General features: G+C 46.5%; 21 protein-coding genes, 4 tRNA genes and 1 pseudogene. 10 read left to right on the plus strand and 16 right to left on the minus strand.

Going from position 1 to position 24,979, the window contains the following annotated elements; translation table 11 throughout:
- Window positions 1-114 (plus strand): annotated as a pseudogene (locus ACLQ6D_RS07025) (IS1 family transposase); the annotation flags it as partial.
- Here ACLQ6D_RS07025 and ACLQ6D_RS07030 read toward each other — a convergent pair.
- The 11 genes from ACLQ6D_RS07030 to ACLQ6D_RS07080 all read right to left on the minus strand — a co-directional run bounded on the left by ACLQ6D_RS07030 (window position 106) and on the right by ACLQ6D_RS07080 (window position 8,165).
- On the minus strand, window positions 106-1,602 hold the full coding sequence (locus ACLQ6D_RS07030; RefSeq protein WP_411726569.1) for a TIR domain-containing protein: 1,497 nt from the start codon (window positions 1,600-1,602) through the stop codon (window positions 106-108). The pseudogene ACLQ6D_RS07025 and the gene ACLQ6D_RS07030 overlap by 9 nt on opposite strands.
- 589 nt (window positions 1,603-2,191) lie before the next feature.
- Window positions 2,192-2,267, minus strand: a tRNA-Thr gene (locus ACLQ6D_RS07035).
- Between the two features lie 11 nt (window positions 2,268-2,278).
- Window positions 2,279-2,352 (minus strand) — tRNA-Gly (locus ACLQ6D_RS07040).
- Window positions 2,353-2,374: 22 nt separating this feature from the next.
- Window positions 2,375-2,459, minus strand: a tRNA-Tyr gene (locus ACLQ6D_RS07045).
- A gap of 148 nt (window positions 2,460-2,607) precedes the next feature.
- Window positions 2,608-3,174: an aminoacyl-tRNA hydrolase gene (pth, locus tag ACLQ6D_RS07050; RefSeq protein ID WP_411726570.1), complete on the minus strand. Its 567-nt coding sequence runs from the start codon at window positions 3,172-3,174 to the stop codon at window positions 2,608-2,610.
- 16 nt (window positions 3,175-3,190) lie between these two features.
- On the minus strand, window positions 3,191-3,814 hold the full coding sequence (locus tag ACLQ6D_RS07055) for a 50S ribosomal protein L25/general stress protein Ctc (RefSeq protein ID WP_411726571.1): 624 nt from the start codon (window positions 3,812-3,814) through the stop codon (window positions 3,191-3,193).
- Window positions 3,815-3,883: 69 nt separating this feature from the next.
- A complete protein-coding gene (locus ACLQ6D_RS07060; RefSeq protein WP_411726599.1) occupies window positions 3,884-4,822 on the minus strand; it encodes a ribose-phosphate diphosphokinase in 939 nt (312 codons plus the stop codon).
- Between the two features lie 55 nt (window positions 4,823-4,877).
- Window positions 4,878-4,952 (minus strand) — tRNA-Gln (locus ACLQ6D_RS07065).
- Between the two features lie 13 nt (window positions 4,953-4,965).
- A complete protein-coding gene (ispE, locus tag ACLQ6D_RS07070; RefSeq protein WP_411726572.1) occupies window positions 4,966-5,838 on the minus strand; it encodes a 4-(cytidine 5'-diphospho)-2-C-methyl-D-erythritol kinase in 873 nt (290 codons plus the stop codon).
- Window positions 5,819-6,409, minus strand: coding sequence for a lipoprotein insertase outer membrane protein LolB (gene lolB / locus ACLQ6D_RS07075; RefSeq protein WP_411726573.1), 591 nt, complete (start codon window positions 6,407-6,409; stop codon window positions 5,819-5,821). The genes ispE and lolB overlap by 20 nt, the downstream gene beginning before the upstream one ends.
- Before the next feature lie 4 nt (window positions 6,410-6,413).
- Window positions 6,414-8,165 carry a tetratricopeptide repeat protein gene (locus ACLQ6D_RS07080; protein ID WP_411726574.1) on the minus strand — a complete coding sequence of 584 codons (1,752 nt, stop codon included), beginning with the start codon at window positions 8,163-8,165 and terminating at the stop codon, window positions 6,414-6,416.
- Window positions 8,166-8,595: 430 nt separating this feature from the next.
- Here ACLQ6D_RS07080 and hemA point away from each other — a divergent pair, with 430 nt between their 5' ends.
- The 6 genes from hemA (at window position 8,596) to ACLQ6D_RS07110 (ending at window position 15,835) form a co-directional block, all read left to right on the plus strand.
- Complete coding sequence (gene hemA, locus ACLQ6D_RS07085) at window positions 8,596-9,852, plus strand: glutamyl-tRNA reductase (protein ID WP_411726575.1); 1,257 nt, start codon at window positions 8,596-8,598, stop codon at window positions 9,850-9,852.
- The gene (prfA, locus tag ACLQ6D_RS07090; RefSeq protein ID WP_411726577.1) at window positions 9,852-10,937 is read left to right on the plus strand and encodes a peptide chain release factor 1; all 1,086 of its coding nucleotides are present in this window, start codon (window positions 9,852-9,854) and stop codon (window positions 10,935-10,937) included. The genes hemA and prfA overlap by 1 nt, the downstream gene beginning before the upstream one ends.
- A gap of 5 nt (window positions 10,938-10,942) precedes the next feature.
- Window positions 10,943-11,791: a peptide chain release factor N(5)-glutamine methyltransferase gene (prmC, locus tag ACLQ6D_RS07095; RefSeq protein ID WP_411726578.1), complete on the plus strand. Its 849-nt coding sequence runs from the start codon at window positions 10,943-10,945 to the stop codon at window positions 11,789-11,791.
- A 238-nt stretch (window positions 11,792-12,029) separates the two neighbouring features.
- Window positions 12,030-12,452, plus strand: a complete 423-nt coding sequence (locus ACLQ6D_RS07100; protein ID WP_411726579.1) for a Mov34/MPN/PAD-1 family protein — start codon at window positions 12,030-12,032, stop codon at window positions 12,450-12,452.
- Between the two features lie 71 nt (window positions 12,453-12,523).
- Window positions 12,524-12,694, plus strand: coding sequence for a hypothetical protein (locus ACLQ6D_RS07105; protein ID WP_411726580.1), 171 nt, complete (start codon window positions 12,524-12,526; stop codon window positions 12,692-12,694).
- 1,890 nt (window positions 12,695-14,584) lie between these two features.
- Window positions 14,585-15,835, plus strand: coding sequence for an HlyC/CorC family transporter (locus ACLQ6D_RS07110; protein ID WP_411726581.1), 1,251 nt, complete (start codon window positions 14,585-14,587; stop codon window positions 15,833-15,835).
- Window positions 15,836-15,933: 98 nt separating this feature from the next.
- Here the strand turns inward: ACLQ6D_RS07110 and radA are convergent, their stop codons facing one another.
- Window positions 15,934-17,310 (minus strand): DNA repair protein RadA, encoded by a 1,377-nt coding sequence (radA, locus tag ACLQ6D_RS07115; RefSeq protein WP_411726582.1) that lies wholly within the window; start codon window positions 17,308-17,310, stop codon window positions 15,934-15,936.
- A 3-nt stretch (window positions 17,311-17,313) separates the two neighbouring features.
- Entirely contained in the window at window positions 17,314-18,066 is a 753-nt protein-coding gene (locus ACLQ6D_RS07120) for a M48 family metallopeptidase (protein ID WP_411726583.1), read from the minus strand.
- Between the two features lie 263 nt (window positions 18,067-18,329).
- On the opposite strand from ACLQ6D_RS07120, the gene ACLQ6D_RS07125 reads away from it, so the two are divergent.
- Both ACLQ6D_RS07125 and ACLQ6D_RS07130 read left to right on the plus strand, forming a co-directional pair.
- The gene (locus tag ACLQ6D_RS07125) at window positions 18,330-18,998 is read left to right on the plus strand and encodes a Bax inhibitor-1/YccA family protein (RefSeq protein WP_411726585.1); all 669 of its coding nucleotides are present in this window, start codon (window positions 18,330-18,332) and stop codon (window positions 18,996-18,998) included.
- Complete coding sequence (locus ACLQ6D_RS07130) at window positions 18,988-19,572, plus strand: hypothetical protein (protein WP_411726586.1); 585 nt, start codon at window positions 18,988-18,990, stop codon at window positions 19,570-19,572. Before ACLQ6D_RS07125 ends, ACLQ6D_RS07130 begins: the two co-directional genes overlap by 11 nt.
- 27 nt (window positions 19,573-19,599) lie before the next feature.
- Here ACLQ6D_RS07130 and ACLQ6D_RS07135 read toward each other — a convergent pair whose 3' ends face one another.
- Window positions 19,600-20,082 carry an MEKHLA domain-containing protein gene (locus ACLQ6D_RS07135; protein WP_411726587.1) on the minus strand — a complete coding sequence of 161 codons (483 nt, stop codon included), beginning with the start codon at window positions 20,080-20,082 and terminating at the stop codon, window positions 19,600-19,602.
- Between the two features lie 145 nt (window positions 20,083-20,227).
- On the opposite strand from ACLQ6D_RS07135, the gene ACLQ6D_RS07140 reads away from it, so the two are divergent.
- Entirely contained in the window at window positions 20,228-20,971 is a 744-nt protein-coding gene (locus tag ACLQ6D_RS07140) for an Hpt domain-containing protein (RefSeq protein ID WP_411726588.1), read from the plus strand.
- Window positions 20,972-21,048: 77 nt separating this feature from the next.
- Here the strand turns inward: ACLQ6D_RS07140 and ACLQ6D_RS07145 are convergent, their stop codons facing one another.
- Both ACLQ6D_RS07145 and ACLQ6D_RS07150 read right to left on the minus strand, forming a co-directional pair.
- Window positions 21,049-23,784 carry a FimV/HubP family polar landmark protein gene (locus ACLQ6D_RS07145; RefSeq protein ID WP_411726590.1) on the minus strand — a complete coding sequence of 912 codons (2,736 nt, stop codon included), beginning with the start codon at window positions 23,782-23,784 and terminating at the stop codon, window positions 21,049-21,051.
- 71 nt (window positions 23,785-23,855) lie between these two features.
- The gene (locus ACLQ6D_RS07150) at window positions 23,856-24,878 is read right to left on the minus strand and encodes an aspartate-semialdehyde dehydrogenase (RefSeq protein ID WP_411726591.1); all 1,023 of its coding nucleotides are present in this window, start codon (window positions 24,876-24,878) and stop codon (window positions 23,856-23,858) included.
- Between the last annotated feature and the right edge of the window lie 101 nt (window positions 24,879-24,979).

Below are 24,979 nucleotides of genomic sequence, written 5' to 3' on the forward strand. Positions count from 1 at the left end.
CTTGCCAGGTTGCGCCGCAAATCAAAATGCTACAGTAAATGCCAAAAAATGCTGGAATACTCTGTTAGGCCACTGATGGCAAAATGGAATAATATGCTAGCTATATTAAATTAGCAATTCCAAAAAACTGATAAACAAACCCTGTGATCCGCCGGCAAAGTTATAATCTTGCAAACTGAGCTGTGGCGTCTGTTTGCTCTGCGCCAGCTCATTGAGCATTTGCAGACCGATGCCGATTTCCACCGGCGACACGCGTTGTTCGCGGCTGACGGCCTTTATAAAACCATCAACCAGGTCTTGCTCCAGGCTTAAACCGGCTGCTTCCGCCAGGGTGACAAAGACATTTTGCGCTTGCGCGGCGTTGAATAATTTTAATGACAACATTGGCGGTCTTAAGTCATGACCCCGTTCAAAATCAGACCAGGTAGCCGAATATTCACGGCGGAAAGCGATACACCAGGTAACCGTATGCGGCGGCGGTGCAGTGCATGCCTTGTGCAATAACTCAAATACCGGTTTATGTTCCGGGTTATCGGGCAGTAATTGTTCAAATTGGTCGAGCACAATCACCGCTTTTCGCGATATTTTTAAGAGTACATTCAGAGCGGTATTTGACGGGAGTAACTCGTCTTCCGCACTTTTAAGCATTTGTTTAGGCTTTATGCCGGTGATACCCCACGCTAATTTGTCTAACCCTTGATCAGTCAATCCGTCGCGTAAATCAACCCAGGTAAAGGCTTGGAGAAACAACGGTAATTCTGGTTTGGCGGAAGCGTTGGATAGCAAGACGGGGATCACCGGCAGTTTTCGTTTGACGAACTCTGCTAGGCAGGCACGCATTTCAGGGCTTTCCCAAGGGCCAAGGCCATCTTCGCCAATCAACACGGCCGAAGCATGTGTCGTTTTAATGATTGTTTCCAACGCTTCCTGCCAAGGTTGACCAGGAACAAGTTGTTCTTCGTCCAGCCACACCCTTAAACCACGCGACTTTAACGCTTGGGCCAGTTCCCGTACTATGGGTTTATCTTGGCTATTGTGGCTAAGGAAAACATCGAAGGAACCATCACTATTGGTTTCCGGTATACGTTGAATCGGCGAATGACGGGGTATTCCCGTATTTAACGCGCTGTTTACCGCATGCAACAAACCAACTACGGTATTGTGCGGTAACGCTTCCCAATAAACATACGCGCTATCCGAACCTTTTAGTGAATGTGACAATCCCGCCCGTAACAACGAGCTTTTACCAGCGCCCGATTCACCCATGATCACCACCAACGGTGTTTGTGGGTCTTTTACAAAATTGTTTAAGCTGTTTAATTCCTGATCGCGCCCCAGTTTATAGAATAATTCGCCATCTTCCTCTGTAAAGGCCAGTAAGCCTTTAATGGCGTTGGGAAGTTCACGGTCGTCTTGAGGTTTGGGTAAGGCCAGTTTAAACAAAAACCGATAAGCCACCCATAAAAGACATAAACTAAGGGAAAATAATATAAGAGCTGCGGGTTGAATATATTCTTGCGGGAATTTTAAAAATTTGTCATTAATTTTGGGTAACAAAACTGCTAACCCAATCAGCACGGAACCTATGAAAATAACAATCATTTCCCTTGTTCCATATCGAACTAAAAGGGCAAATCTTTTGATGTAACCTGCGATTGTTTTTGTTGTCATTACGTGGTTCAGGTTTTTACTTTTGATCTTGATTCTTATGCTAATTAACTCAAAAGTAAAGACCTTATTTGTTAGAAATCGATATTATCGAATTCATGGGTTATAACTGACTGACAGTGCCTTATTTCTGCCCCAAGTTTTTGAGTATTTCCTTCAAAGGCACAAGATTCATCGTTATGCTGAATAACACCTCATTATTCTCTAACAGGCCGTAACAGTTATAACTTCTTAGCTGGATGTTGGTCTGGTTTAAGGTGTTATCGCGGGATTCCGGAAGTTGTTTGACGAGAATATTCAGCTTGTCGTAATTATTTAGCTGGCCACCGGTCTATTGAATGACTGTATGTAATAATGGCATAGATACAGGCTGATAAGATTTATTGATATACCGCCATTTATACCGCCTCCTTATAGTGGTAGATCAATACAAAAAAATGCCATCATTGAACAATAAAAAACCCACTAATCCTTGCAGATTGAGGGTTTTTTGTACTTCGTTGCATCTCGTTGAATCGTCAAATGGAGCCCATAACCGGATTTGAACCGGTGACCTCTTCCTTACCAAGGAAGTGCTCTACCTACTGAGCTATATGGGCCATATAAGATATGGAGCGGGTGATGGGAATCGAACCCACGTGATCAGCTTGGAAGGCTGGAGTTCTACCATTGAACTACACCCGCAGATTAGTTATGTAGATAAAGATGGTGGAGAGGGGAGGATTCGAACCTCCGAAGGCAGAGCCGGCAGATTTACAGTCTGATCCCTTTGGCCGCTCGGGAACCTCTCCGATATTGCGTAAACTTGGCATTATGATTTATCGACTATTAACTGTCAACCGGTGATTTTCCGCCATTTAGTGTTTTACGGCTATTCGAAAAATTACTACTCTGTTTATTTTTTAATGGGAAACACAATCGGCAATCGGATCGCCTTATTCAGCCATTCAGCTTGTTCATCACTGCCGCAATGTCGCCAGCAATTAATTGATTGATAAAACTTTTTCCATAGTCAATCGCTGAAAGCATAAGCTGCCAATCATTCTTGGAAGGGGCTGATAATACGTAATCAGCAACGACCATTCCCGCAACCGGTCGGCCTATGCCTATTCTCAGACGGTAAAAACCATTAGCACCCAAATTCGCTATGATGTCCCTCAGGCCATTGTGTCCGGCATGACCGCCGTCTTTCTTCAACTTTACAACACCCACTTCAAAATCCAGTTCATCATGGGCGACAAGTATTTCTTCAGGCGCTAATTTGTAATACCGTGCAACCTTACCTACCGACTGCCCACTCCTGTTCATAAAAGCCTGCGGCTTAAGCAACAGGACTTTTTCACCGACAATATTACATTCGGAGATTAGGCCTTGAAATCCCGGTTTATTTGACCAAACACAAGACCGCTCGGTAGCCAGGCTATCTAAAAACAAAAACCCGGCATTATGCCGGGTTTTTTCGTATTGCTGACCTGGATTCCCCAGGCCAACTATAAGCTTTATCATGACTCAGCCTATCGCATTACTCGGCAGCTTTACTGGCATCATCGGTAGCGTCTTCTTTGCTGGCTTTCGATGGCATCATCGAAACTACGGGCAAATTGTGTTCAGCGCCTTGGTGTAAAACAACAATTTCAACACCAGCCGGTAAAACCAAATCAGATAGATGTAGTGTCTCGCCAATATCAAGTTTTGCCAAATCAACTGCTATGTATTCAGGTAAAGCTGAAGGCAGGCAGGCAACCTCGACATCCACCATGGAATGTGTGGCAATGCCGCCTTTCTTGCCACCAACTGAGGTATTCTCATTGATGAAATGAAGCGGAACATGCACCTTGATCGCTTCCGACATGCTAACCCGGAGAAAATCCAAATGCAGTATCTGGAATTTTGCGGGATTTCGCTGCACACCTTTCAAAATCGCTTTTTCTGTCTTGCCATCAACAGTGACATCCAACACATGCGAATAAACTGCCTCGTGTTCAAGATGCTTCACAACTTCGTTATGGCTCAACATCAGCATACGTGGCTCGGCATGACCGCCATAAATTACTGCAGGAACCTTACCTTGACGGCGCACTCCCCGTGCAGCGCTTGTTCCTGACTGCCCACGGCTTTCAGCGACAAATTCAAATACATTTGACATTTCAACTCAACCTCGCGCCTTTTAAGCGCTCATATAAAACTTTCTCAACAACTTTCAATCGATATAAATTCAATCGACGTAAAGCGAACTCACCGACTCACCTGCGGCTATACGCCTTATTGTCTCTGCCAAAATTTCAGCGACACTTAACTGCCTTATCTTTTCAGACTTCATTGCTTCTACGCTCAACGGTATGGTGTCAGTCACCACCAATTCATCCAGCATCGAGCCATTAATGTTTTTCAGCGCAGATCCCGACAACACCGCATGGGTACAGTAAGCAACCACCTTAATGGCGCCATCCGCTTTTAGCGCAGTGGCCGCGTGGCATAAGGTGCCTGCGGTATCAACCAAGTCATCGATCAACACACAGGCACGACCCTCTACATCGCCGATGATATGCATGATTTCCGACACATTGGCTTTCGGCCTGCGCTTGTCGATGATGGCTAGGTCGGCATCATCCAGCCGCTTGGCAAGCGCCCTGGCCCGCACCACACCGCCCACGTCCGGCGAAACAACTATCAAATCTTTGTACTGCTGTCGCCATACATCGCCCAACAAAAGCGGGGACGCATAAACATTATCAACAGGAATATCAAAAAAACCCTGGATTTGGTCAGCATGCAAATCAACTGTCAAAACCCTATTCGCGCCAGCCTGCTCTATCATTTGGGCGACCAGTTTGGCGCTTATCGGAACCCGCGCCGACCTCGACCTCCGGTCTTGCCTGGCATAACCATAATAAGGCATGACTGCCGTTATCCGTGACGCGGAAGCACGCTTGAGCGCGTCCATCATCACCAGCAGTTCCATCAAGTTTTCGTTAGTGGGCGAACAGGTTGGCTGGATGACAAAAACATCCTTGCCACGGACGTTTTCTTCAATTTCTACAGCAACTTCACCATCACTGAACCGCCCAACAGTGGCCATACCCAGGCGCATATTGAGTTTTTTGACTATACCCTCGGACAGAGCCAAGTTAGCATTTCCCGAAAACACCATCATAACGGTGTCGTTCATCCGAGCACTCCTAAATCTTTCTTAGCCCATGCGGAGAGAGTGGCTGGGTCGCTAGGATTCGAACCTAGGTATGCGGAGATCAAAACCCCGTGCCTTACCGCTTGGCGACGACCCATCAATTCACGATATTAAACACCAAATTTAAGTTTTGCAAATAGCGGCGATTCATTGACACCTTTTGCCAAATAAGCAACCCACTTATTATTCAGCTTGCGGTAAGCCTGGTCTGCGGCATCATACGAATCAAACTGCGCAAACACACACGATCCAGTCCCCGTAAGCCGCGCCTCTGAAAACCCAGACAAATCTTGCAAAGCTGCTTTAACAGGTGGGTAACGTTGGCAAACTGCCTGAAGGCAGTCGTTTTGGCGTTCGCCCCTTATAAAATCGGGCATTCTGATGGATTTACTATTGCGTGTCAAATCTTTAGCAGAAAAAATTTCCTTTGTTTCCACATGACAATCCGGCTTTATAATTACAAGCCATTGTTCAGGAATGACAATTTTACTAAGCTTTTCACCGACCCCTTCGCCCCAGGAAGAATAACCGTAAATAAACACCGGGACATCGGCACCTAGCGACAAACCCATCGCGAGCAACCTCTCTTTAGGCAGATGTAATCCCCATAGTTCATTCAGCACCAGCACAGTTGTTGCGGCATCTGAACTACCGCCGCCCAGCCCGCCGCCCATAGGCAAATTTTTTTCCACCTCGATACACACGCCCAAAGCGCACCCAGTCTCGGCTTTCAACAAATTGGCCGCCCGTACCGTCAAATCATCCGCCTCTGCCACACCAGGAATGGTCTTTAGCAACCGCACTTCGCCGTTATCGACAGGATGAAAAGTGAGCCAATCGCACAAGTCCACAAACTGGAACACGGTTTGCAGGAGATGGTAACCATCTTCCCTCTGCCCAATAATCCGCAACATCAAATTTAATTTTGCAGGTGCCGGCCATTTTTCTACCCATGCCGACTGCTTAGTTAAGCTTTCCGCCATTCAAATCCCATTGGTCGATAATCAGTTTCAGCTTTACATGCCCGTTCGTGACTGCCATTTTATGTGGCATGACCTCAACTCCTGTCTTCTGCATTTCTTTATAAGCTATCAGCCATCTGGCCTGCACGAAACCATCGGCAGTTTCCTGATATGCCTGCCCCGATTCCGGTAAGCCCACTGCCCAAAAACGCAAGGACTTCAATGGGACAAACATGCCTAATTGTTGATTGATAAACTGCTCTGGCTGGTTTGATGATTGCACACGACCTCCGCCCCGGTCTATTGTGACGACATCTCCGGCTAATTCAATAACGACCGCTCCTTGACCCAAAGGCCCTGACAACCTTATTTTCTCCAAATCAGGGATATGGCTCCATTCGATGTGGGCCGACCATGAATCATTCGGCGCAGTTATTGCCAACCGCCCTTCCAAACGCCATTCCTGCATATCATAAAGATGTGACCGTGCTGCCTGGGAATAGGAACTGCCCGGCACCTTAGATACGCTGGCGCAAGCGGATAGCAACAGCACAAAACAGGCTGTGGCTAGCTGTTTTGTTAGGTGGCGCAACACGTTAATGACTGGAATCTAATTGCAGAAATTTATTTTTAAAGTCATTGAGATAGGGGTCATCAGGCGCGTCATCTATAGCTTTCTCGAATAATTTTCTGGCTTTATCCTTTTTCCCTAAAACCCAAAGCACCTCGGCAAGATGTGCGGCAATCTCATTTTCAGGTTGCTTGTCATACGCCCGTTGCAGATAATCCAGGGCGGCTTGAAGATTACCCATCTTGTACTTGAGCCAGCCATAACTATCCAAAATAACCGCCTCGTCCGGCTTCAATCGCAAAGCATGAAGGAGATAGGTTTCCGCTTCCATATAACGCTTAGTTTTGTCCGCCAGGCTGTAACCTAATGCGTTTAAGGCTTCCACATTATCTGGAAACTTAGCCAATATTTTTTTTAAATCGATCTCCATGACATCGGGCTTACCCATCCGGTCAGCCATCAAAGCCCTGGAATAAAGCAATTCTCCTTGATCTGGATAAATTTTTAACACTTCAGTCAAGTAGTTGTACGCTTTTTCATACTGTTTTTGATGGCTGTACAATTCTGCCTGAATCAACACAATACGCGGCTTTTGTTTTGGAAATTTTCCCGGCAGAACTTTCAATCGCTGTTCCGCCCTGCCAAACTGTTTGTCTTTGGCAAGCGAGGATATTGCCGTCACAGCCGCCTCAAATTCGAACGGGCCTTCAGTGACCTTATCAAACCAAGTTAATGCGTTTTCCGTGTTATCGTGTTTCTCTTCTATTTTCCCCAGATAAAAACTCGATTGATTACGCCATTCGGCTTGTTCAAGCAACTGCTTGAAAATATCTTCAGCTTTACCGTCGCGGTCTAATTGCAAATGCACCAGGCCTAAGGAAAATTGGCTTTCAAAATCCTTAGCATCAATTGTGATGAGCTTTTCGTATACCTCACCTGCATCTTCATACTTGGCCGACTTGATAAGGACTTGAGCCAGCATTTTTTTAAATTTTTGATTATCGGGATACTTGAGCGTTGCATTTCTCAACAACGCTTCTGCCCGTTTGAAATCTTCTGACAAGACCGCCATCTGGGCTTGCAAAATGAGCGCCTTATCCCAATCCGGCTGCAATCGCAAGGCTTGTTCAATTTTTCTTTCGGCCAAGCCTTTGTTTTTCATATCCACAGCTAATAAGGACTGGATAAAATAAACCGCAGCTTGGTCGGGATGTTTTAGTGACAAGGCTTCCATCACATCGTAGATGAAAGAGACATTACCTTCTTTTTGCAGGGCGCTTGCCAGTTCAAATAGGGTCTTTTCGAAACCGGCAGGGTCACGTTTCAGGAGCACACTCAACTGTTCAACGACCTGCTGTTTATCTTCAGCCCTTAACGCCGAAAGCGCGGCAATTTTTCTGGCTGACAGGTTATTCGGATCTTGTTTCAACCATAAAGAAACGGCTTCAATTGTCTTGTTGCTATCCTTGATATACATGGCGATCATTGCCGCCCTTTCAGCAAACCTCGGATCATGGACGCGTTTTGCGGCTTCCAGATACCCTTCCAGGGCGACATCATACTGTCCCCTTTGTCCGGCGATCTCCGCAGTCATCAACATAAAAAGCACATCGGGATCCAGAGAAGTTTTATCTTCCTTCTGTTGATTTTTACCCAGGGGCTTGACCAGTTCAACAGGCTTTACGGACGCTTTAGGTGTTGGGGCCTGTTCCGGTGAAGTGGCGCAACCGTAAAGAAAAACGAGGGGAATAACTGGAAACAATCTAAAAATTGACACAGATGATCCTATCTATAATTCATAAAACATCCCGCATAGATTAGCAGAAAAACCAATTGGTTCAGATTGTTAATTTATTTTGATGCCTTGTACTTATAAGCCGGCAACATAACGAAGCACTCAAAAATATCTGGCATACTTTTATATTTAATTACAAATCAGATACTTGCTAAACATAAAACGGGAATTGCCCACTTAACCAAAAGCTTTGTAGCTAGATAACATCCTATCCTGTTTGGATTAAGCCATACTTTTTTAAAATATCCAGCAACCTGGCCGACGAAATTTTCTGCAATTCTTATGGCTCCCTTTACGTGAAATAACCGTAAAATAGCTTGGATATAACTCCTGGTTAAATGGAGCCCAACCGAATGAGTGAACCTTTACAATTCTGTTACAATTTAGCCAATCCGTTAAATCTTTTTACCTAATGACACTTTTAGCAGTCGGAATCAATTACAACACCGCGCCAGTTACCATACGCGAGCGCCTGTCATTCCCTGCTGATACCTTATACACCTCCTTAAAGGAATTGCGGCAGGTACGCGAAATCAGCGAAGCCGCCATTCTTTCGACCTGCAACCGCACCGAGTTCTACTGCACTGCAACGACTGCCAATGAGCAATTCCTGGTTGACTGGGTAGCGCAAACCAAAAAAATTGATGCCGATACCTTTAAGCCCTACCTATACACCCATGCTGACAATCAGCTAATACGGCACATGTTTCGCGTCGCCTGCGGTTTGGACTCAATGATCCTGGGCGAGCCGCAAATATTAGGCCAGATGAAATCTGCTTACCAAATAGCTTGTGAAGCCGGAACCTTGGGCAAGCATCTAGGTAAACTTTTCCAGCAAACCTTTTCCGCCGCCAAAAAAGTCCGCACGGATACCACGATCGGTTCCAGCCCGGTCTCTGTGGCTTTTGCCGCTGTCCAGCTTGCCCAACAGATCTTTTCCACCCTTAAGGAACAAACCGCGCTATTGATAGGCGCCGGAGAAACCATAGAGTTGACTGCACGGCACTTAAGCCAGCAAGGCGTGGGACGTATCATTATCGCCAACCGCACCCATGCCAAGGCTCAAGCCCTGGCCGATCAATTCAAAGGCCAAGCGATCACCTTATCGGAATTACCCTTGCATTTGGCAGATGCCGATATAGTGATTTCATCGACAGCCAGCCATTTACCGATACTGGGCAAGGGCAGCGTCGAAAGCGCCCTGAAAAAACGACGGTATAAACCGATGTTCATGGTAGACCTTGCCGTTCCCCGCGATATTGAGGCCGAAGTTGAACAGCTTCGGGATGTGTACCTGTACACAGTGGATGATTTGCAAAATACCATAGACCAGAATATGGATACTCGCCGACGGGCCGCCGAACAAGCCGAAGAAATTATCGAGACCCAAGTCGATCATTTTTTGGCCTGGTTACGTTCCCAGAGTGCCCAAACAACAATACGCGACTACCGCCTGCAAGCGGAACAAACCCGCGACGAAGCCTTGCAAAAAGCGCTCGCCTTATTGAAAAACGGCAATACACCCGAAGAAGCATTAACACGCCTGGCTTATAGTTTGACCAACAAGCTTATCCACACCCCCAGCACACAAATCCGTGACGCTGCGGCCAACGAAAGACATGATGTGATTGCCGCCGCACACGAAATTTTTAAACTGAACAAATCTTGATGAAACCCTCAATACAACACAAATTAGAAAGCCTTTGCGAGCGCTATGATGAGATAGAGGCGTTATTATCCGAGCCGGAAACGCAAAACAACCAGAACAAATTCCGCGCCTTAAGCCAGGAATACGCACAAATCACCCCACTCGTCGAATGTTACAAAAAACGTGCCGCAGCGCTTGCCCAGAAAGCATCCGGCCTTGAAATGGCTGATGATAGTGACCTCGAATTACGGGAATTAGCCAAGGAAGAAGTTGCAGAAGCCGAGCATGCAATTAGCGATCTTGAGCATGAGTTACAGGTTCTGCTGTTACCGAAAGACCCCAACGATAACCGTAATATATATCTGGAAATCCGCGCAGGAACGGGCGGGGATGAAGCGGCCATTTTTTCCGGCGACCTGTCCCGTATGTATCAGCGTTATGCGGAAAGGAAAGGCTGGCAAACTGAAATTATCAATGAAAGCCTGGGTGAACACGGCGGTTATAAAGAAGTGATCCTGCGAGTTTCCGGGTGCGATGTTTACTCGCAACTGAAATTCGAATCCGGTACCCACCGCGTACAACGGGTCCCAGAAACCGAATCGCAAGGACGCATCCACACCTCGGCCTGCACGGTTGCCATTATGCCGGAAGTCGAGGAAGTCGATGCCATCGACATTAATCCTGCTGACCTCAAAGTGGACACCTACCGTTCATCCGGCGCTGGCGGCCAACATGTCAATAAAACCGAATCCGCCATCCGTATCACCCACTTGCCATCGGGCGTGGTGGTCGAATGCCAGGATGAACGCTCGCAACATAAAAACCGCGCTCGCGCCATGTCATTATTGGCTTCCCGCTTGCTGTCTGCCGAGCAGGAGAAACATCACGCCGAACAATCCGCCACCCGTAAGCTACAGGTCGGTAGCGGCGACCGCTCTGAACGCATCCGCACTTACAATTACCCGCAAGGTCGCTTGACCGATCATCGTATCAATTTAACCCTATATAAGCTGGAAGACATCTTGCAGGGCGGCCTGGAGCATGTCGTCCAACCTTTGGTCAGCGAACATCAGGCGGAACTCCTCACTCAACTGGGCGACGAATAACCGCCGTGCCCAGCATCAATACTGTGTTAGCAGAAGCCGCAAAGTCGCTTCAGGCTGTGTCCGATTCGGCTTTATTGGATGCGGAAGTCATGCTATGCACGGTACTTGGCAAAGAACGGTCGTACCTCCGCACCTGGCCGGATCAAGAACTTGATCCTGGGCCTGTCGATGCTTATAGGACTATACTTAACGAAAGGCAACAGGGCAAACCCATTGCTTATATCATCGGCAACAGGGAATTCTGGTCGCGGGATTTTAAGGTATCGCCGGATGTACTGATTCCCCGGCCTGATACCGAATTGCTCATTGAATTCAGCTTGGAATTGATACCGACAAACCAGCCATATAAAGCAATTGATTTAGGTACTGGCTCAGGCATTATCGCCATTACGCTGGCCGCAGAACGACCACAAGCGCACATCAGCGCAACAGATATTAGTCCTGCCGCATTACAGCTTGCCCAAGCCAACGCGGCTAAACATAACGTCCAAGCTATACAATTTTACCAAAGCAACTGGTTCGATAAAATTCCGGCAGGCAAATTTGACCTTATCGTCAGCAACCCGCCTTACCTTGCCGAAGACGACGAACATCTACAACAGGGCGATTTGCGTTTTGAACCGAAAACCGCACTAATAGCCGCACAACAAGGCTTAAGCGACATCCGCACTATTGCTACAACTGCCCGTGACAAGCTGGAAAACGGCGGTTTTTTGGTGGTAGAACATGGCTATAACCAGCAAAACGACGTACAAAACTTATTTAGGTCGTTAGGCTATTGTAATATCCAGGCCCACACGGATTTATCGGGACAACCGCGTGTGACTTCTGGACAATACCTACCACCGTCTTGAAAAAGCTTTTACAATGCCTCTCGAAGGCTATAGCGTTGTGCATAGAGGAAAGTCTTTGATTTCCAAGGATCATCAGCTATTTAAAAAATAGCGTCATACCGGCATGGATTGTCGGTATCCAGGCTACAGGGATGTAAGCTAAGCAAGCCATCCTTGGCTTCTGGATTCCGGCAATCCCTGCCGGAACGACGGAAGATTCTTACTTATCAGAAAGCCTATTGCTGTTGAAGGAATATATATGACCCAAACCACAGAAACCCAGATACCACGCAAACTGACCAACCAGTTATTGCATCTGGCGCAATTATCGCCCGATTACGAAATATGCGGTCTCGTCGGCAGCAAAAACGGCGTACCCAGCACCTGCTATCCCATAGCCAACATCGCCGAACAGCCGCAGCAGCGTTTCCTGCTCGATGCCAAACAACAAATTGCCGCCATGTCAGACATGCGCAATCAGGGCGAAGAACTGTTCGCCATTTACCATTCGCACCCAAAAGCGCCCGCGCACCCCTCCATTTACGACCTGGAAGCCGCCGCTTACCCCGATGCGCTCTACTTGATTATCTCCTTGAATACCAAAGGAGTACTGGAAATGCGCGGCTTTAAAATAAGCCAACAAAGAGCCCAGGAAGTTGTGCTTACGCTGTTGGAAGAATGATTTTAGAAATCATAACTTAATTCAATCTAACGAAATCGAGGTTTATACTGAATTAATGTGTCGCTAACGCGATGATTGGTTTTAATCGGGTTCTCGCACCCGAAGGCGAAATACTTTTCTTTGCCCGGGCAAAGAAAAGTATTCAAAAGAAAGCCCGCCCGGATGCCGCTTATTTCCTGCGCTTCTCGTTTTCGACGGGAGGTGATCGAAGGGGCTTCCTGCCCCTCGATCACCGCGATTAATCCCTGAATCGCCCCTAACGGGTTAATCCCGCCGAAAACTGCGATGCTAGGCGCGGCATAACGGGAAAGGCGTATTTCTTGGTCTGAGGTTTATAGCCAAACATTGCCGTATTTATTTCGATACAATGACCCATTGGTTTATACTTAGCTCTAATAAAACAATCGATTAGATAAATTAATGGAGCATATACGACAACCCATTTATTTTATACGATATATAATGTCGTATAAAACTCACGTTAGCTAGACCAATGCCGACCATGGGCAACGACTGCCGTAGACGAGGTTCCTTGATTCTCCATCCAACACCCCCGCCGCCACTGCCATTAACGAAGGGTCCGTTGCGCTTCACCGTTGGTGAACCGAGTGGGGTGACCTCAAACACTTGGCGCGTATGGGCTGCGTGCAACGGCAATGTCTACGTCAAATGCCGGGACAACTTTAAGGAAATAAAAGTGTCGCTCCATGGAAAGCGTTGGCGAATGGGAATGGAGGAGGAGGCAGCCAGCAAATCATCTCTCCTTGCGCCAGGAACAAATCGAGCATTGGAAGTATGGGATGCCCCGAGTCCGGACATAAACGGAGTTATACGTGCGTTCCAAGTGCAGATACTTGCTAGCGAGCTCGCGGTCCGGCCCGAACAGCGCCTCGGAAAGCTGTGGAGAGACTCTCTCTTCCTGAAGCCGCCACCAGTTGATCGGGTTCTTTGTGTCACTCTCTTTTTTTCACCTAAAGGACTCTCGCTCATGCACGAAAGCGAGCCATCACTAACTCTCGGCGTGTTTGCATTGCCCCATGATCGCGTCTTACAGGTTATCGCGCACTTCGATCCTGCGTTCGGATACCTTGAGTCATTGCGGATCGCGAAGGCGCGAATCTTGATGCAGTACAATGAATCAGTTAAAGCGCTCCCACCTGACGGATACCTGTACTTGCACGGTCGGGCGCCGGATGGAGCCCGTTTTGCAATGCCCGCCTTCGCGCCAACGCGATAAGGCGCAGAACCATAGGATGTGCTGAACGAAGGGAAGCGCATCGCTCGCGAAAGATGCGCCTCGTACCTCGGCACATCCTATGGCTCTATATATCATTATAGTTTATTGATTTTATTGATATTTATTATTTGTTTTTGATAATGGTTTAAATCTATTAAGCTAACCTTATGGTATCATTAAAAATGTTTATGACTTCCATACATTTTGTGCTAATATGTAACTTCACACACTATATGTAGATGTTGTGAAAAACTTTTTATGTTTAACCGCATAAAATATTGTCGTGAGACACTTTCTCCTCAAAAAGGAAATTAAAAATGACTTATTCAATACAATGGGAATCCCCAATTGGTAAAGTTTGCACAGTTCATGTCTGTGATTATGAAAGCGAATGGAACAATCTTGGAGGGGTTTACAATCTTTGTCGATCCAATAACCTTCAAAATTCTTGGGTTCCTTTATACATCGGCAGGACTAACAACTTTAAAATTCGGCTTTCAGATCATGAACAATGGTCACTAGCTGTTCGACTTGGAGCGACAAAAGTTCTGGTATTAGTTGAGCAATCTGAGTTTAAACGAAAAATTTTAGAGGATATGCTGATCCAATTTTTTGACCCCCCACTAAACAAACAACTCCGTCTTACCTACCCACCTAGACTTGGAGTCAGATACTAGCAAGTAGCCTCGATGTAGTGTAACGAAATCGAGGAGAATTGAAGCCCGAGTACCCTAGATTCCGCAAGCTCCATCTAGGGTACTCGCTTACAACATCCACACAACTAATTATTCCATAGCATCAATCAATAACAAAACCCTCCGTTATCCATCACTGCTTGACAAAATTCTCACTTAGTAGACACTAGAGCCGTTTTTCACCACTCAAGAGTTCCCCATTGAACGATATGCCCGTTAGTATGCTGTTTGGCATACTCCTTTTGATGCTTATCCTTTCCGCTTTTTTTTCCGGCTCAGAAACGTCGTTGATGACGTTAAACCGTTATCGTTTAAGGCATCTGGTCAAACTAAAACATCCTGGCGCTATTAAAGCCCAAGCGTTGTTGCAACGGCCAGACCGCTTGCTTGGCTTGATTTTGCTGGGAAACAATTTCGTCAATACCTTTGCCGCCTCCGTTACCACCATCATCGCAATCCGGCTTTTTCCTAACGTTGAATCCAATATTGCCATCGCCGCTGGCATTTTAACCATTGTAATGCTGGTTTGCTCGGAGGTGACACCCAAGACGTTCGCCGCACTCAAGCCGGAGTTGCTGGCATTTCCCGCTGCCTGGATTTTTGTGCCTTTACTGAAAATCTTTTATCCCCTCGTCTGGCTGGTCAATTTGTTTGTCAACAAAATCCTGGAGATGGCGAAAATCGATGTCAATAAAAACAATCAAGATACGCTGAGTACAGACGAATTGAAGGCCATCATCGCCGAAGCTGAAAGTATAATGCCGCATCGCTATCAAAAAATGCTGATGGGTATTTTGGATCTAGAGTCGGCGACTGTCGAAGACATTATGACCCCCCGCAATGAAATTGTGGGTATTGATCTGGAACTGCCGCTTGAAGATATTATCAATCAAATAAAAACCAGCCCCCACACCCGTTTACCCGTCTACAAGAAGACTGTAGACCGCATTATTGGCTTTCTGCATTTGCGGAAGGTATTGATTCTTATCAATCAGGAAGATTTTGACAAGCAAATGATTATCAGCTTGCTGAGTAAACCTGTTTTTATCCCGGATACAACGCCTGTGCATTCGCAAATGCTAAAATTTAAGACCGAAAAAATACGGATTGGGTTGGTGGTGGATGAATATGGCGATGTCCAAGGCTTGGTGACGATGGATGATTTATTGCAGGAAATTGTCGGCGAGATTATCACTGAGGATACGACGGTCAGAGTGCAAAGCGACGGCAGTTATCTGGTCGATGCCAACATCACGGTCAGGGAACTTAACCGATTTATGCAATGGGATTTGCCGACAGAAGGCCCGAAGACGCTGAACGGACTGATTATAGAATTTATGGAAACGATACCGGAAGCGGGAACTAGCATAAAACTCCACGGCTACCCATTGGAAATTATCAAGGGCGATGATAAGGCGGTGAAATTGGTTAAGTTTCTGCCTAAGCCTTAGGCCAATACCGTTGTTAAGGAAGCAACCCCGACCCTCTCCCTCAAGGGAGAAGGAACACAGCAACTTTATCTTAACGACATGGCCTTTAACTTAAACCCTCACAACTCGGAAAGTACATCTAACGCCTCCAAAAGCGTCGCAACCGGGTAAATCTGCAAGCCCTCAATCCGTTTTTTGGGCGCGTTGGCCTTGGGAATCACCGCCTTTTTGAAGCCATGTTTGGCGGCATCGTTTAAGCGTGCTTGACCATTCGCAACTGGCCTGATTTCACCGCTCAACCCGATTTCCCCGAAAAAAAACGCATCGTGCGGAATGATTTTATCCCTAAAACTGGACACGATACCGACGATAATCGCCAAATCGGAACTGGTTTCCGTAACTTTAATACCGCCCACGACATTGGCATAAATTTCATCATTGGCGGTAAAAATGCCGCCATGACGGGTCAATACCGCCAGCAACATCGCCAGACGGTTCTGGTCGAAACCGACTGCAAGCCTGCGTGGATTGCCGTACTGGCATTCTGTCACCAGCGCCTGAATTTCCACCAGCAAAGGGCGGGTGCCTTCCCATAATACGGTCACCACGCTGCCTGGGGAGGGCTTATCCGGCCTGTTTAAAAACATCGCCGATGGATTTTTGACCTCTTTAAGACCAGCACTGTCCATCGCAAAAAAACCCAGTTCGCCGACACTGCCAAAGCGGTTTTTATCAGCCCTCAACACCCTGAAACGGGCATCATCGGTAGACGAGAGCATGACTTGGGTATCGACAATATGGCTTAAAGTCATCGGCCCCGCTAGGGATTGATCCTTGGTGACATGGCCCACCATAAATATCGAAATGTGGTGTTTTTTTGCATACTGGGTCAGGTAGCTGGCCGATTCCCTGACTTGGGAGACGGAACCCGGCGCTGACTCGACATCTTGGGTATAAACTACTTGTATGGAATCAATCACCAAAATCTTGGGTTTTATTTCGTCCAACACATCGCAAATCCGTTGCACTGAGGTTTCGGCCAACATCATGATTTTGTCGGCTGGCAGGCCTAAGCGGTGCGCCCGTTCGGCGATTTGCTGCAAAGATTCCTCGCCGGAAACATACAGCACAGACACACCTTGCACGGCAATATTAGCTATCGCTTGCAGCAAAAGTGTACTTTTACCAGCGCCCGGCGCCCCACCTATCAACACCACGCTACCTGTCACAATGCCGCCGCCCAGGACGCGGTCAAATTCCGACATGCCGGTGGCAATGCGTTCGGTGTTTACCAAACTGACATCAGAAAGTAATTTTACTTCTGAGGCACTACCTGCATATCCTAATGAACGATTAGGGCGCTCATTACCGGCTGTGCCTAACCTGACTTCTTTGATGGTGTTCCATTCGCCGCAACTGGTACATTGCCCGCCCCAACGCGGGTAATCCGCGCCGCATTGCTGGCAAACAAAGGCACTATGCTTTTTCTTGCTCATCGGCTAGGTAGATGACTGGACAAAGGCCACCATCAAGCTACGGCCTTGTTTTTTCAGCCAGTTTCGCCTGATTTGGTAATCCGGCAGGTGTTCGGCAACCAGCGACCAGAATTGGCTGGAATGATTTTTAACCCGTATGTGGCAAAGCTCATGCACGACGACGTATTCCAAAACTTCCCTTGGCGCCATAATCAGCAGCCAGTTGATGTTGATATCGTTATGGATACCGCAACTGCCCCAGCGGCTTTTTTGCGTTTTAATGGTAATGGTACGCGGGGTGAGCTGTTTTTTTCCTGCATGTATTTCTACGATCTGTTCAACTAGCTGTTTGGTTTGTTTTTTCATCCAGCGGATCAAGGCTTCCCTGATTTGATGGTTATGTTCATCAAGACTTATGCTTTCAGGCACATAAGCCGTATAGCCATCCGTAAATTCTATTTTGGCCCGTTTCAATTTCGATGGCTTGACTGTCAATACATACATCTTGCCCTGATAAGCCAGATTGGCTCCCGATTTATACTCGGTAGGAACAAAAGGGCTACGCTGCGGGCTTGAAGCCGCCATTTTTTTCAATGCCTGGGTAACCCACTCCTGCTTTGCCTGCACAAATTTATGCAGCTTATGCTCAGGGATCTGCAAAGGCGCGACAACTTCCACCTGCCCGGGTTTGACAACAATACGCGCATTGGAAACCCGCTGGCTACGCCGAATACGGTAAGAAAAGGGTAGGTTAGCAAACACTGTGATTGGTTGCAAAAGTAATGGTTGGCAGTAAACAGTCTACTATATCCTGAAAAAATCGAGTTGAGTTGTTGAATGGTTGTGGGTAATTCAAATCATCCATGTGGTGAAAAATGTAAAACAATTTTTCAAAATACGTGTCAACTGCCCATTTACAAAAAATATTTTGCTGCTAGATTTTGACTGGCCTCTTAATTTATCTTACCAATCTGGTGAAACTCTTGTAAGATTGCTCTGTCCCACGTTCTGTTATTCACTTGTTTAAGGAATTCACGATTATGCGATTAAATACTGCTATTTCCCGTTCAGAAGCCGGCATTCTGTCAACAAATAAGGTATTGAAAAATACCTACCTGTTATTGTCCATGACACTCCTGTTCAGCGCCGTGACGGCAGGGGTTTCCATGTATTTCAATCTGCCTCATCCCGGCATGATTATCACCATGGTCGGTTATTTTGGTTTGTTGTTTTTGACCACCAAATTTAGTGACCGCAGTTTGGGCCTGGTTTTTGTCTTCGCACTGACCGGATTCATGGGCTTGACGCTAGGCCCCATCATCAATATGTACACCCAGGCGTTCAGCAACGGCAGTGAGTTGGTCATGACTGCATTAGGCGGCACGGGGGTTATCTTTCTGGGGCTTTCCGGTTATGCACTGACCACCCGCAAAGATTTCAGTTTTATGTCCGGTTTTTTGCTGGTCGGCATCCTGGTGGCATTCCTGGCCGGAATCGGGGCTGTGCTGTTCTCCATCCCCGCTTTGTCGCTGGCGGTTTCAGCCATGTTTATCTTGCTGATGTCGGGCATGATTTTGCTACAAACCAGTGAAATTATCCACGGCGGGGAAACCAACTACATTTTGGCGACGGTTTCCTTATATGTCTCTATCTACAACCTGTTCCTGAGCTTGCTGCAAATACTCGGGTTTTTTGGTGGTGACGATTAAGCCATCCTTGTTATCGGTAAAAAGCCCGGTTAAATTAGCCGGGCTTTTTTGTATTTTGCTGTTTTTTTCCGGCTGCCTAACCGGGAAATCGCCAGAAGAAGTGACAACCTTATTCTGGCAGGCACTGGCGCAAGCTCAGTTAGAAAATGCCAGGAAGCACGTAACCGAACATTCCCAACATCTGGTCAACCTTCAAGACATCGAAAAACATTCCACCATTCAAACAGGTGTAGCTGTTATTGAGGATTCCGATGCCACTGTAGAAACAACAATTACAAGAAATAAGAAACTGGTCACTTTCAACACTGTGCTACTAAAAGAACAGGACACCTGGAAAGTGGACTATTTGCAAACCCAAATGAACATCTCCATGATTCCTTTCGGCGATGTTGTGAAGAGCCTTCAAAACCTGGGGGATACATTTGCTAAACAACTTGAAAAACAACTGCCTATCATCCAAAAAGAAATGGAATCGTTGGGCAATGAATTGAAAAATCAAATCGACGAACTTGGGCGTTCCCTGGAAAAACCGGGAAATCCTAATAAGTCAAAAGCCTATCCGGGAACTATTTAGCCAACTTAAACTTTGAGCATCTTAAATTTATAGAAATTCCCATTCCTCAAAACGGGCAGCTTGACCTGCGTAACATCCTCTACTGTCCAATAAATTCCAAACCACAGCGTTTTTGATCAAAAACCTACGCCCCGATCGTGCTATGCGAATCCCCTGATAACTGTCCAAGTAGCCCTTTCGGCTAACCTCTGCCAATAACTTATCCCGTTCAAATTGATGAATGGGTTCTGCTGACAATCTGGAAGGCAACTGCGTGAACTCTTCCCAACTAAACCCGAATAATTCAAGTGCTTTCAGGTTTGCATAATTGAATGCCGGGTCAGCGGCAGTATTGTGGGAAACGACGACAAAAGGCGCATAAAACAACGCTTTTGCCAATTTCTCATTAGTGGGATTTTCCGGTATTAGTTTTTTCCCCAACAACTTTCGGTAACAATTGCTCATCAAGGCAACATGGTCGTTGAGAAAGAGGTTCTCTTCGGCAGGATAACTCGTTTCGGGACAAATCATTTAAAAATCAAGAAACTGCTGGGGTCATTTTAACAACAGGATGCTGCTTGTTAAGCAAACTAGCCCTGCTTATCAAGGGATACTTTCATTGAACCTGCCATCTGTGTAACAATTCGGCGCTTCGGTCATCGCTTATCATCAGCATATGCCTATACAGTCTGACGAACGAGAGCAATTTGTTACGCTAATAATAACGCATGATAATTGCCCGGCATCGCAAATACAACAGTTGCGGGGCATTTACCGCTATAGTCTTGTTTTAGCTGACACACAAGATAAAGCATCAACTGCAATTACGGGCGAACTATTCAACCTCATCATTGTTGACCTGAACTTAGGCAATCTTGGTTTCGTTTCACTCGTAAAAAATACTGGCTGCATCAACTGCAATACACCTATCCTCGCGCTGGTTGATAAAGTGGATTCCATTCAAAGAAGAAACCTTATTGCCGCCGGTTTTGATGATTGCCTGTCAAAACCCCTGACCGCCGATAATCTTGGTGAGATAATGAAGCTTTGGTGCAGTAATGATGTGCTAACCCCATTTTTGAATTCTATCCAAACCTTATTGGCCAATTGTAGGAATAACCGTGTCCTGGTCATGGCTCTCTACAAAAAGCTTTTCGAAGAACTGCCCCAACAAATTGACCAGATCGAAGCTGCCCTTAAAACTGGGCAATATCAATTGGCCTTTGACGTAACCCATAATCTCAATGGTTGCGTAAGAACGTGTTATTTGCAAGACATTGAAGAGTTGGCTAATGCTTTGGAAAAATGCTTAATCCAGAAAAAATATGAATTCGCCGACGGGTATTTTTTGATGCTACAGCAAGGAGTTTCTACTTTTATTGATCACCGTCACCCTATCCTGGCTCATTTGCATAAATAACGATAATCAAACAATAAAAAAGCCCAAGTTGGGCTTTTTTATTGGAAAATCTTAACCAATACATCTAGCACAACCGTTCAGGTCAAATCAGCCAGGAGCAGTTGGGCCGTTTTCTTTTGTTCGGCAGACCCTTTTTCGAGTACCTGCCCTATTATCTCTTTAGCGGATTTCGCATCCCCCATATCTATATAGGCTTTTGCCAAATCCAGTTTTGTCTCCAGTTCGTCCATATCGGTCAAGTCGGACACCATAATATCTTGAGCTCCCGGCTTATCGAAACCGGTTTGGAGAGGCTCTAAATCGAAATTAAAGTCGACCGTGTCATTACCGAATGCATCTGTCTCAAGAAGACCATCCTTCGAAAATTCAGTAATTTGGTAAGGATCCAAAGCGTCCTTTGCTGGAATTGTCTCCACCTTGCGTGGCTTATTGCCTTTCGACGTGTCCAAATTAAAATCGAATTCGTACGTTTCCAATTCGCCTTCGCTATCCAAATCATCTAACTGTAGTTCTGGAGCATCATCATTGCCGAAACCATCCGTGTCAGCATGGGAAGAGTTTTCGGTCTCCGCTTTTTTTGCAATCCCAGGATATGGACCCAGATCAAAATCTATCGATTCGTTGTCCTCCTGTTCCCCAAGCTTGTCTTCGAATGAGTCAAGACCAAAATCTTGATTGTCATCCAGACTTTCGGCTGATTCAACAATAGGCTCATGTTCTTGGGGTTGAACTGGCGGTTGTTGGTGGGGAGCATCAAAGAGCGATTCTTCGGCATCGACATCAGAAACTTCGAAGATAGCGGCACCTAAATGTTCAGCTTCGGACACCACTTCCGAGCTTTCACTTGCTGCAGACACACTGAACAGGACATTTTCGGTGGACGCCTCAGGTTCTGTAGCAAATACCGCTACGTCACTGGGACTCGGAGATGAAAATAGTTCAGTATCCGTAGAGATATCCCTACTTAGGTCTGTCACTTTGCCCCAAAAATCCTTGTCCTCTTTTTTGCCTGCTACAACCAACTCCATTGCATAGTTTTCAAAATTCTCTTTACTTGAGTTAGCGTGGAAAATTTGAAGCAGCTTCAATTTGCAGTCATCCCGGTCTGGAAAATCCTTGACCGCTTGCCTAATCAACTCTTCTGCCTGTTGATAACGACCATAAGCCAAGTACACATCCGCTTCGGCAATGGGATCAATATCACTATGGTCAACGTTAAATGACTCGAATGTTTCAAAGTCGCTGGTCTTAAAGTCATTCAGAAAAGTACTCTCACCAGGGCTGATCCCAGCAGCAACTCCAGCTTTGCGGAGGGTAGAAGAAAAGGCCCCGGTCGACTCGCTGTTTTGCATAGTCGTGTAACTTCGGAACATGCTTTCATTGTCCGTTTCTTTAAGAATTTTTTGCTTACGCCACCATAACCAGCCGAATAACGATAGGGCACCTATACCGCCCACGAACCATAGAAAAGGCGACACAGACTCTTCGACAACGGGTTGAGGTTGCACAATATTTTTGACGGGTGCCTTGACAATCGGCTTTGCTGATGTAACGGGCGGAACAGGTTTTACGGGAGGGGGCGCTATCTGGGCTGACCGCTCAGGCGTTACTTGCTCCGGCTTAGCCTGGGTTAAGTCCGGGGCGGGAGGTGCAGACGGCGCTTGAGTTGGGGAGGGCGTCTGGGTCTGGACAGGATTTTGTAATTCTGCAAGCTGTTTGTCTTTTAAAGCGATCAGCTCTTGCATCATAGCCATCTGCTTCTCGAGTGCGGCTACTTTGCTTTGTAAAGCCTCATCGACAGGCGCTGCTGTTTCTTTTGCGCTTTCTTTATCGATAGCGGGTTGCGATAGCGATGTGGCATTGGGTGCGCCTGATGCCTGCTCACTGGATGGAGAAACCGTTTCATTTGCGGCAACCGTAGCCTCGGTGGGTGCTTCCAGCTTTAATTGGCTATCAACCGCTTCTTCTTTTGCAACCCGCGTTTCTCCAGCAGGAACGCCCGAACGGTTGTTATTCCAAGCCTCATTATGCCGTCCAAATTCAGCCAAGGCTTCCCGCCGGGAGGTTTGTTGGACGACATCTTTTTCTGGGATCGTTAATGTTTTACCCGCCGATAATGCGTTCACATTCTGCTGAAAAAACGCGTGGGGATTTTTTTCGTAAAGCGCAATCATCATCTGCTCTACAGAAACGCCAGCCCCTCGCGCCCGCTCAGCAACATTCCACAGCGTATCGTTTCTTCTGGCAACAATTTGTCCGCCATAACTCCCAGCGGAACTGCGTCGCGGCTTGGTAGCATGTCTGGACGGACGACGTTGCGGAACGTAATCTTGTTGCTGGGGAGGATAATTTTCGTAGTTGGATGTTAAGGGATAGGCTGGCTCTTGATAAACAGGCCCCTGATAAACCGGTTGCTGATAATCGGCTGGCGGATCGACCAAGACTGTAAATTCACGATACAAATTACCTTTCGGCCAGCTGACTTCGAGCAAGAAATTAAGGTACGGTTCTTTAAAGGCTTCCCTTGAGGTTACCTTGATAACCATGGAACCGTTCGGTTTGACTACCGGTTGAAACCTGATTTTTGAGAGAAAATAAGACCAAGGCACTCCCGCTTCATCAAATTTTTCAGGCGGCGCCAGATTGACTTTGATATTCGACGGATTTTCTCCACGCGAAACAACCAATGAAATCTCAGCGTTGAGATTCTGGTTAAGGGCTGAGCGCACTCTGATATCACCGATCCCCAACGAATGTCCACTAACGGGTGCCAGTAACGATACCACCGTTAAAGCTTTAGTTAAGTTGCGCACACTTCCTTCTCCTTAAAAAATTTAATCACGATGTTCTACCACACAGCCACAATTATAGAAACAAGATTAGCCTAGATGTAATTTTTTACCAATATTTCAGCAATCTGCACACTGTTTAAAGCTGCGCCTTTTCTGACATTATCGCTCACCACCCACAAATCGATACCATGCGGGTGGGAAATATCTTCCCGTATCCGCCCAACAAACACGTCATCATGTCCTGATGATTCAGTAACGGCTGTAGGATAACCTCCGTTCTTGCGCTCATCCAGGACGGTAACACCGGGCGCTTTGGCAAGCAATTCCCTAACGGTATTGGCATCAATTTTGTTGCGTGTTTCGATGTGTACGGCTTCAGAATGACCATAAAAAACCGGAACCCGCACCGCAGTGGCATTCACTTTAACTGTTTGATCGCCCAAAATTTTCTGGGTCTCCCAAACCATTTTCATCTCTTCCTTGGTATAACCGTTATCCATAAACACATCAATCTGGGGCAACACATTGAAAGCAATCTGTTTCGGGTATACATTCGTCTCTATTGGCTGTCCATTCAATAACTTGGATGTCTGTTTGACAACTTCTTCTATCCCCTTTTTTCCAGTGCCGGAAACCGCCTGATAAGTGCAGACATTGATCCTGTCTATGCCTACCGCATCATAAATAGGTTTTAAGGCCACCAACATCTGAATGGTAGAGCAATTAGGATTGGCGATAATCCCGCGATTTTTATAATCCGCTATTTTTTCTGGATTAACTTCCGGCACCACCAGTGGTATGTCATCGTCATAACGGAAGTGGGAAGTGTTATCCACCACAATGCAACCCGCAGCCACCGCTTTGGGTGCAAATTCGGCGGAAACTGAACCGCCCGCAGAAAACAAACCGATTTGCGCCTTTGAAAAATCAAATTCGGCCAAGTCTTCGATTTTTAATGTCCCGCCTTTGAAGGGAATCCGTTTCCCAACTGACTTTCTGCTGGCAAGTGCATAGACTTCACCGACCGGAAAATTCCTTTCTTCCAGGATAGCCAGCATAGACTCGCCGACAGCACCCGTCGCACCAACTACCGCAACGTTATAAAATTTGGTCATTTATACTCACTTTTAATCTTCTAATCTGAATTTTCACCTTAATTTAGGGCCGCCCACTTCATTTTCGAAGCCATGAAAGCATTCCCAAAATCAGGCGAAAA

Origin of the sequence: Methyloglobulus sp. (assembly GCF_046714055.1) — a bacterium.
Lineage (GTDB): Bacteria > Pseudomonadota > Gammaproteobacteria > Methylococcales > Methylomonadaceae > Methyloglobulus.

Coding starts and splice junctions, on each gene's coding strand:
- ACLQ6D_RS07030 (WP_411726569.1), bottom strand. CDS start 1,602: ATGATTGTTATTTTCATAGGTTCCGTGCTGATTGGGTTAGCAGTTTTG.
- pth (WP_411726570.1), bottom strand. CDS start 3,174: ATGATAAAGCTTATAGTTGGCCTGGGGAATCCAGGTCAGCAATACGAA.
- ACLQ6D_RS07055 (WP_411726571.1), bottom strand. CDS start 3,814: ATGTCAAATGTATTTGAATTTGTCGCTGAAAGCCGTGGGCAGTCAGGA.
- ACLQ6D_RS07060 (WP_411726599.1), bottom strand. CDS start 4,822: ATGATGGTGTTTTCGGGAAATGCTAACTTGGCTCTGTCCGAGGGTATA.
- ispE (WP_411726572.1), bottom strand. CDS start 5,838: ATGGCGGAAAGCTTAACTAAGCAGTCGGCATGGGTAGAAAAATGGCCG.
- hemA (WP_411726575.1), top strand. CDS start 8,596: ATGACACTTTTAGCAGTCGGAATCAATTACAACACCGCGCCAGTTACC.
- prfA (WP_411726577.1), top strand. CDS start 9,852: ATGAAACCCTCAATACAACACAAATTAGAAAGCCTTTGCGAGCGCTAT.
- ACLQ6D_RS07100 (WP_411726579.1), top strand. CDS start 12,030: ATGACCCAAACCACAGAAACCCAGATACCACGCAAACTGACCAACCAG.
- ACLQ6D_RS07105 (WP_411726580.1), top strand. CDS start 12,524: ATGATTGGTTTTAATCGGGTTCTCGCACCCGAAGGCGAAATACTTTTC.
- radA (WP_411726582.1), bottom strand. CDS start 17,310: ATGAGCAAGAAAAAGCATAGTGCCTTTGTTTGCCAGCAATGCGGCGCG.
- ACLQ6D_RS07125 (WP_411726585.1), top strand. CDS start 18,330: ATGCGATTAAATACTGCTATTTCCCGTTCAGAAGCCGGCATTCTGTCA.
- ACLQ6D_RS07135 (WP_411726587.1), bottom strand. CDS start 20,082: ATGATTTGTCCCGAAACGAGTTATCCTGCCGAAGAGAACCTCTTTCTC.
- ACLQ6D_RS07140 (WP_411726588.1), top strand. CDS start 20,228: ATGCCTATACAGTCTGACGAACGAGAGCAATTTGTTACGCTAATAATA.
- ACLQ6D_RS07150 (WP_411726591.1), bottom strand. CDS start 24,878: ATGACCAAATTTTATAACGTTGCGGTAGTTGGTGCGACGGGTGCTGTC.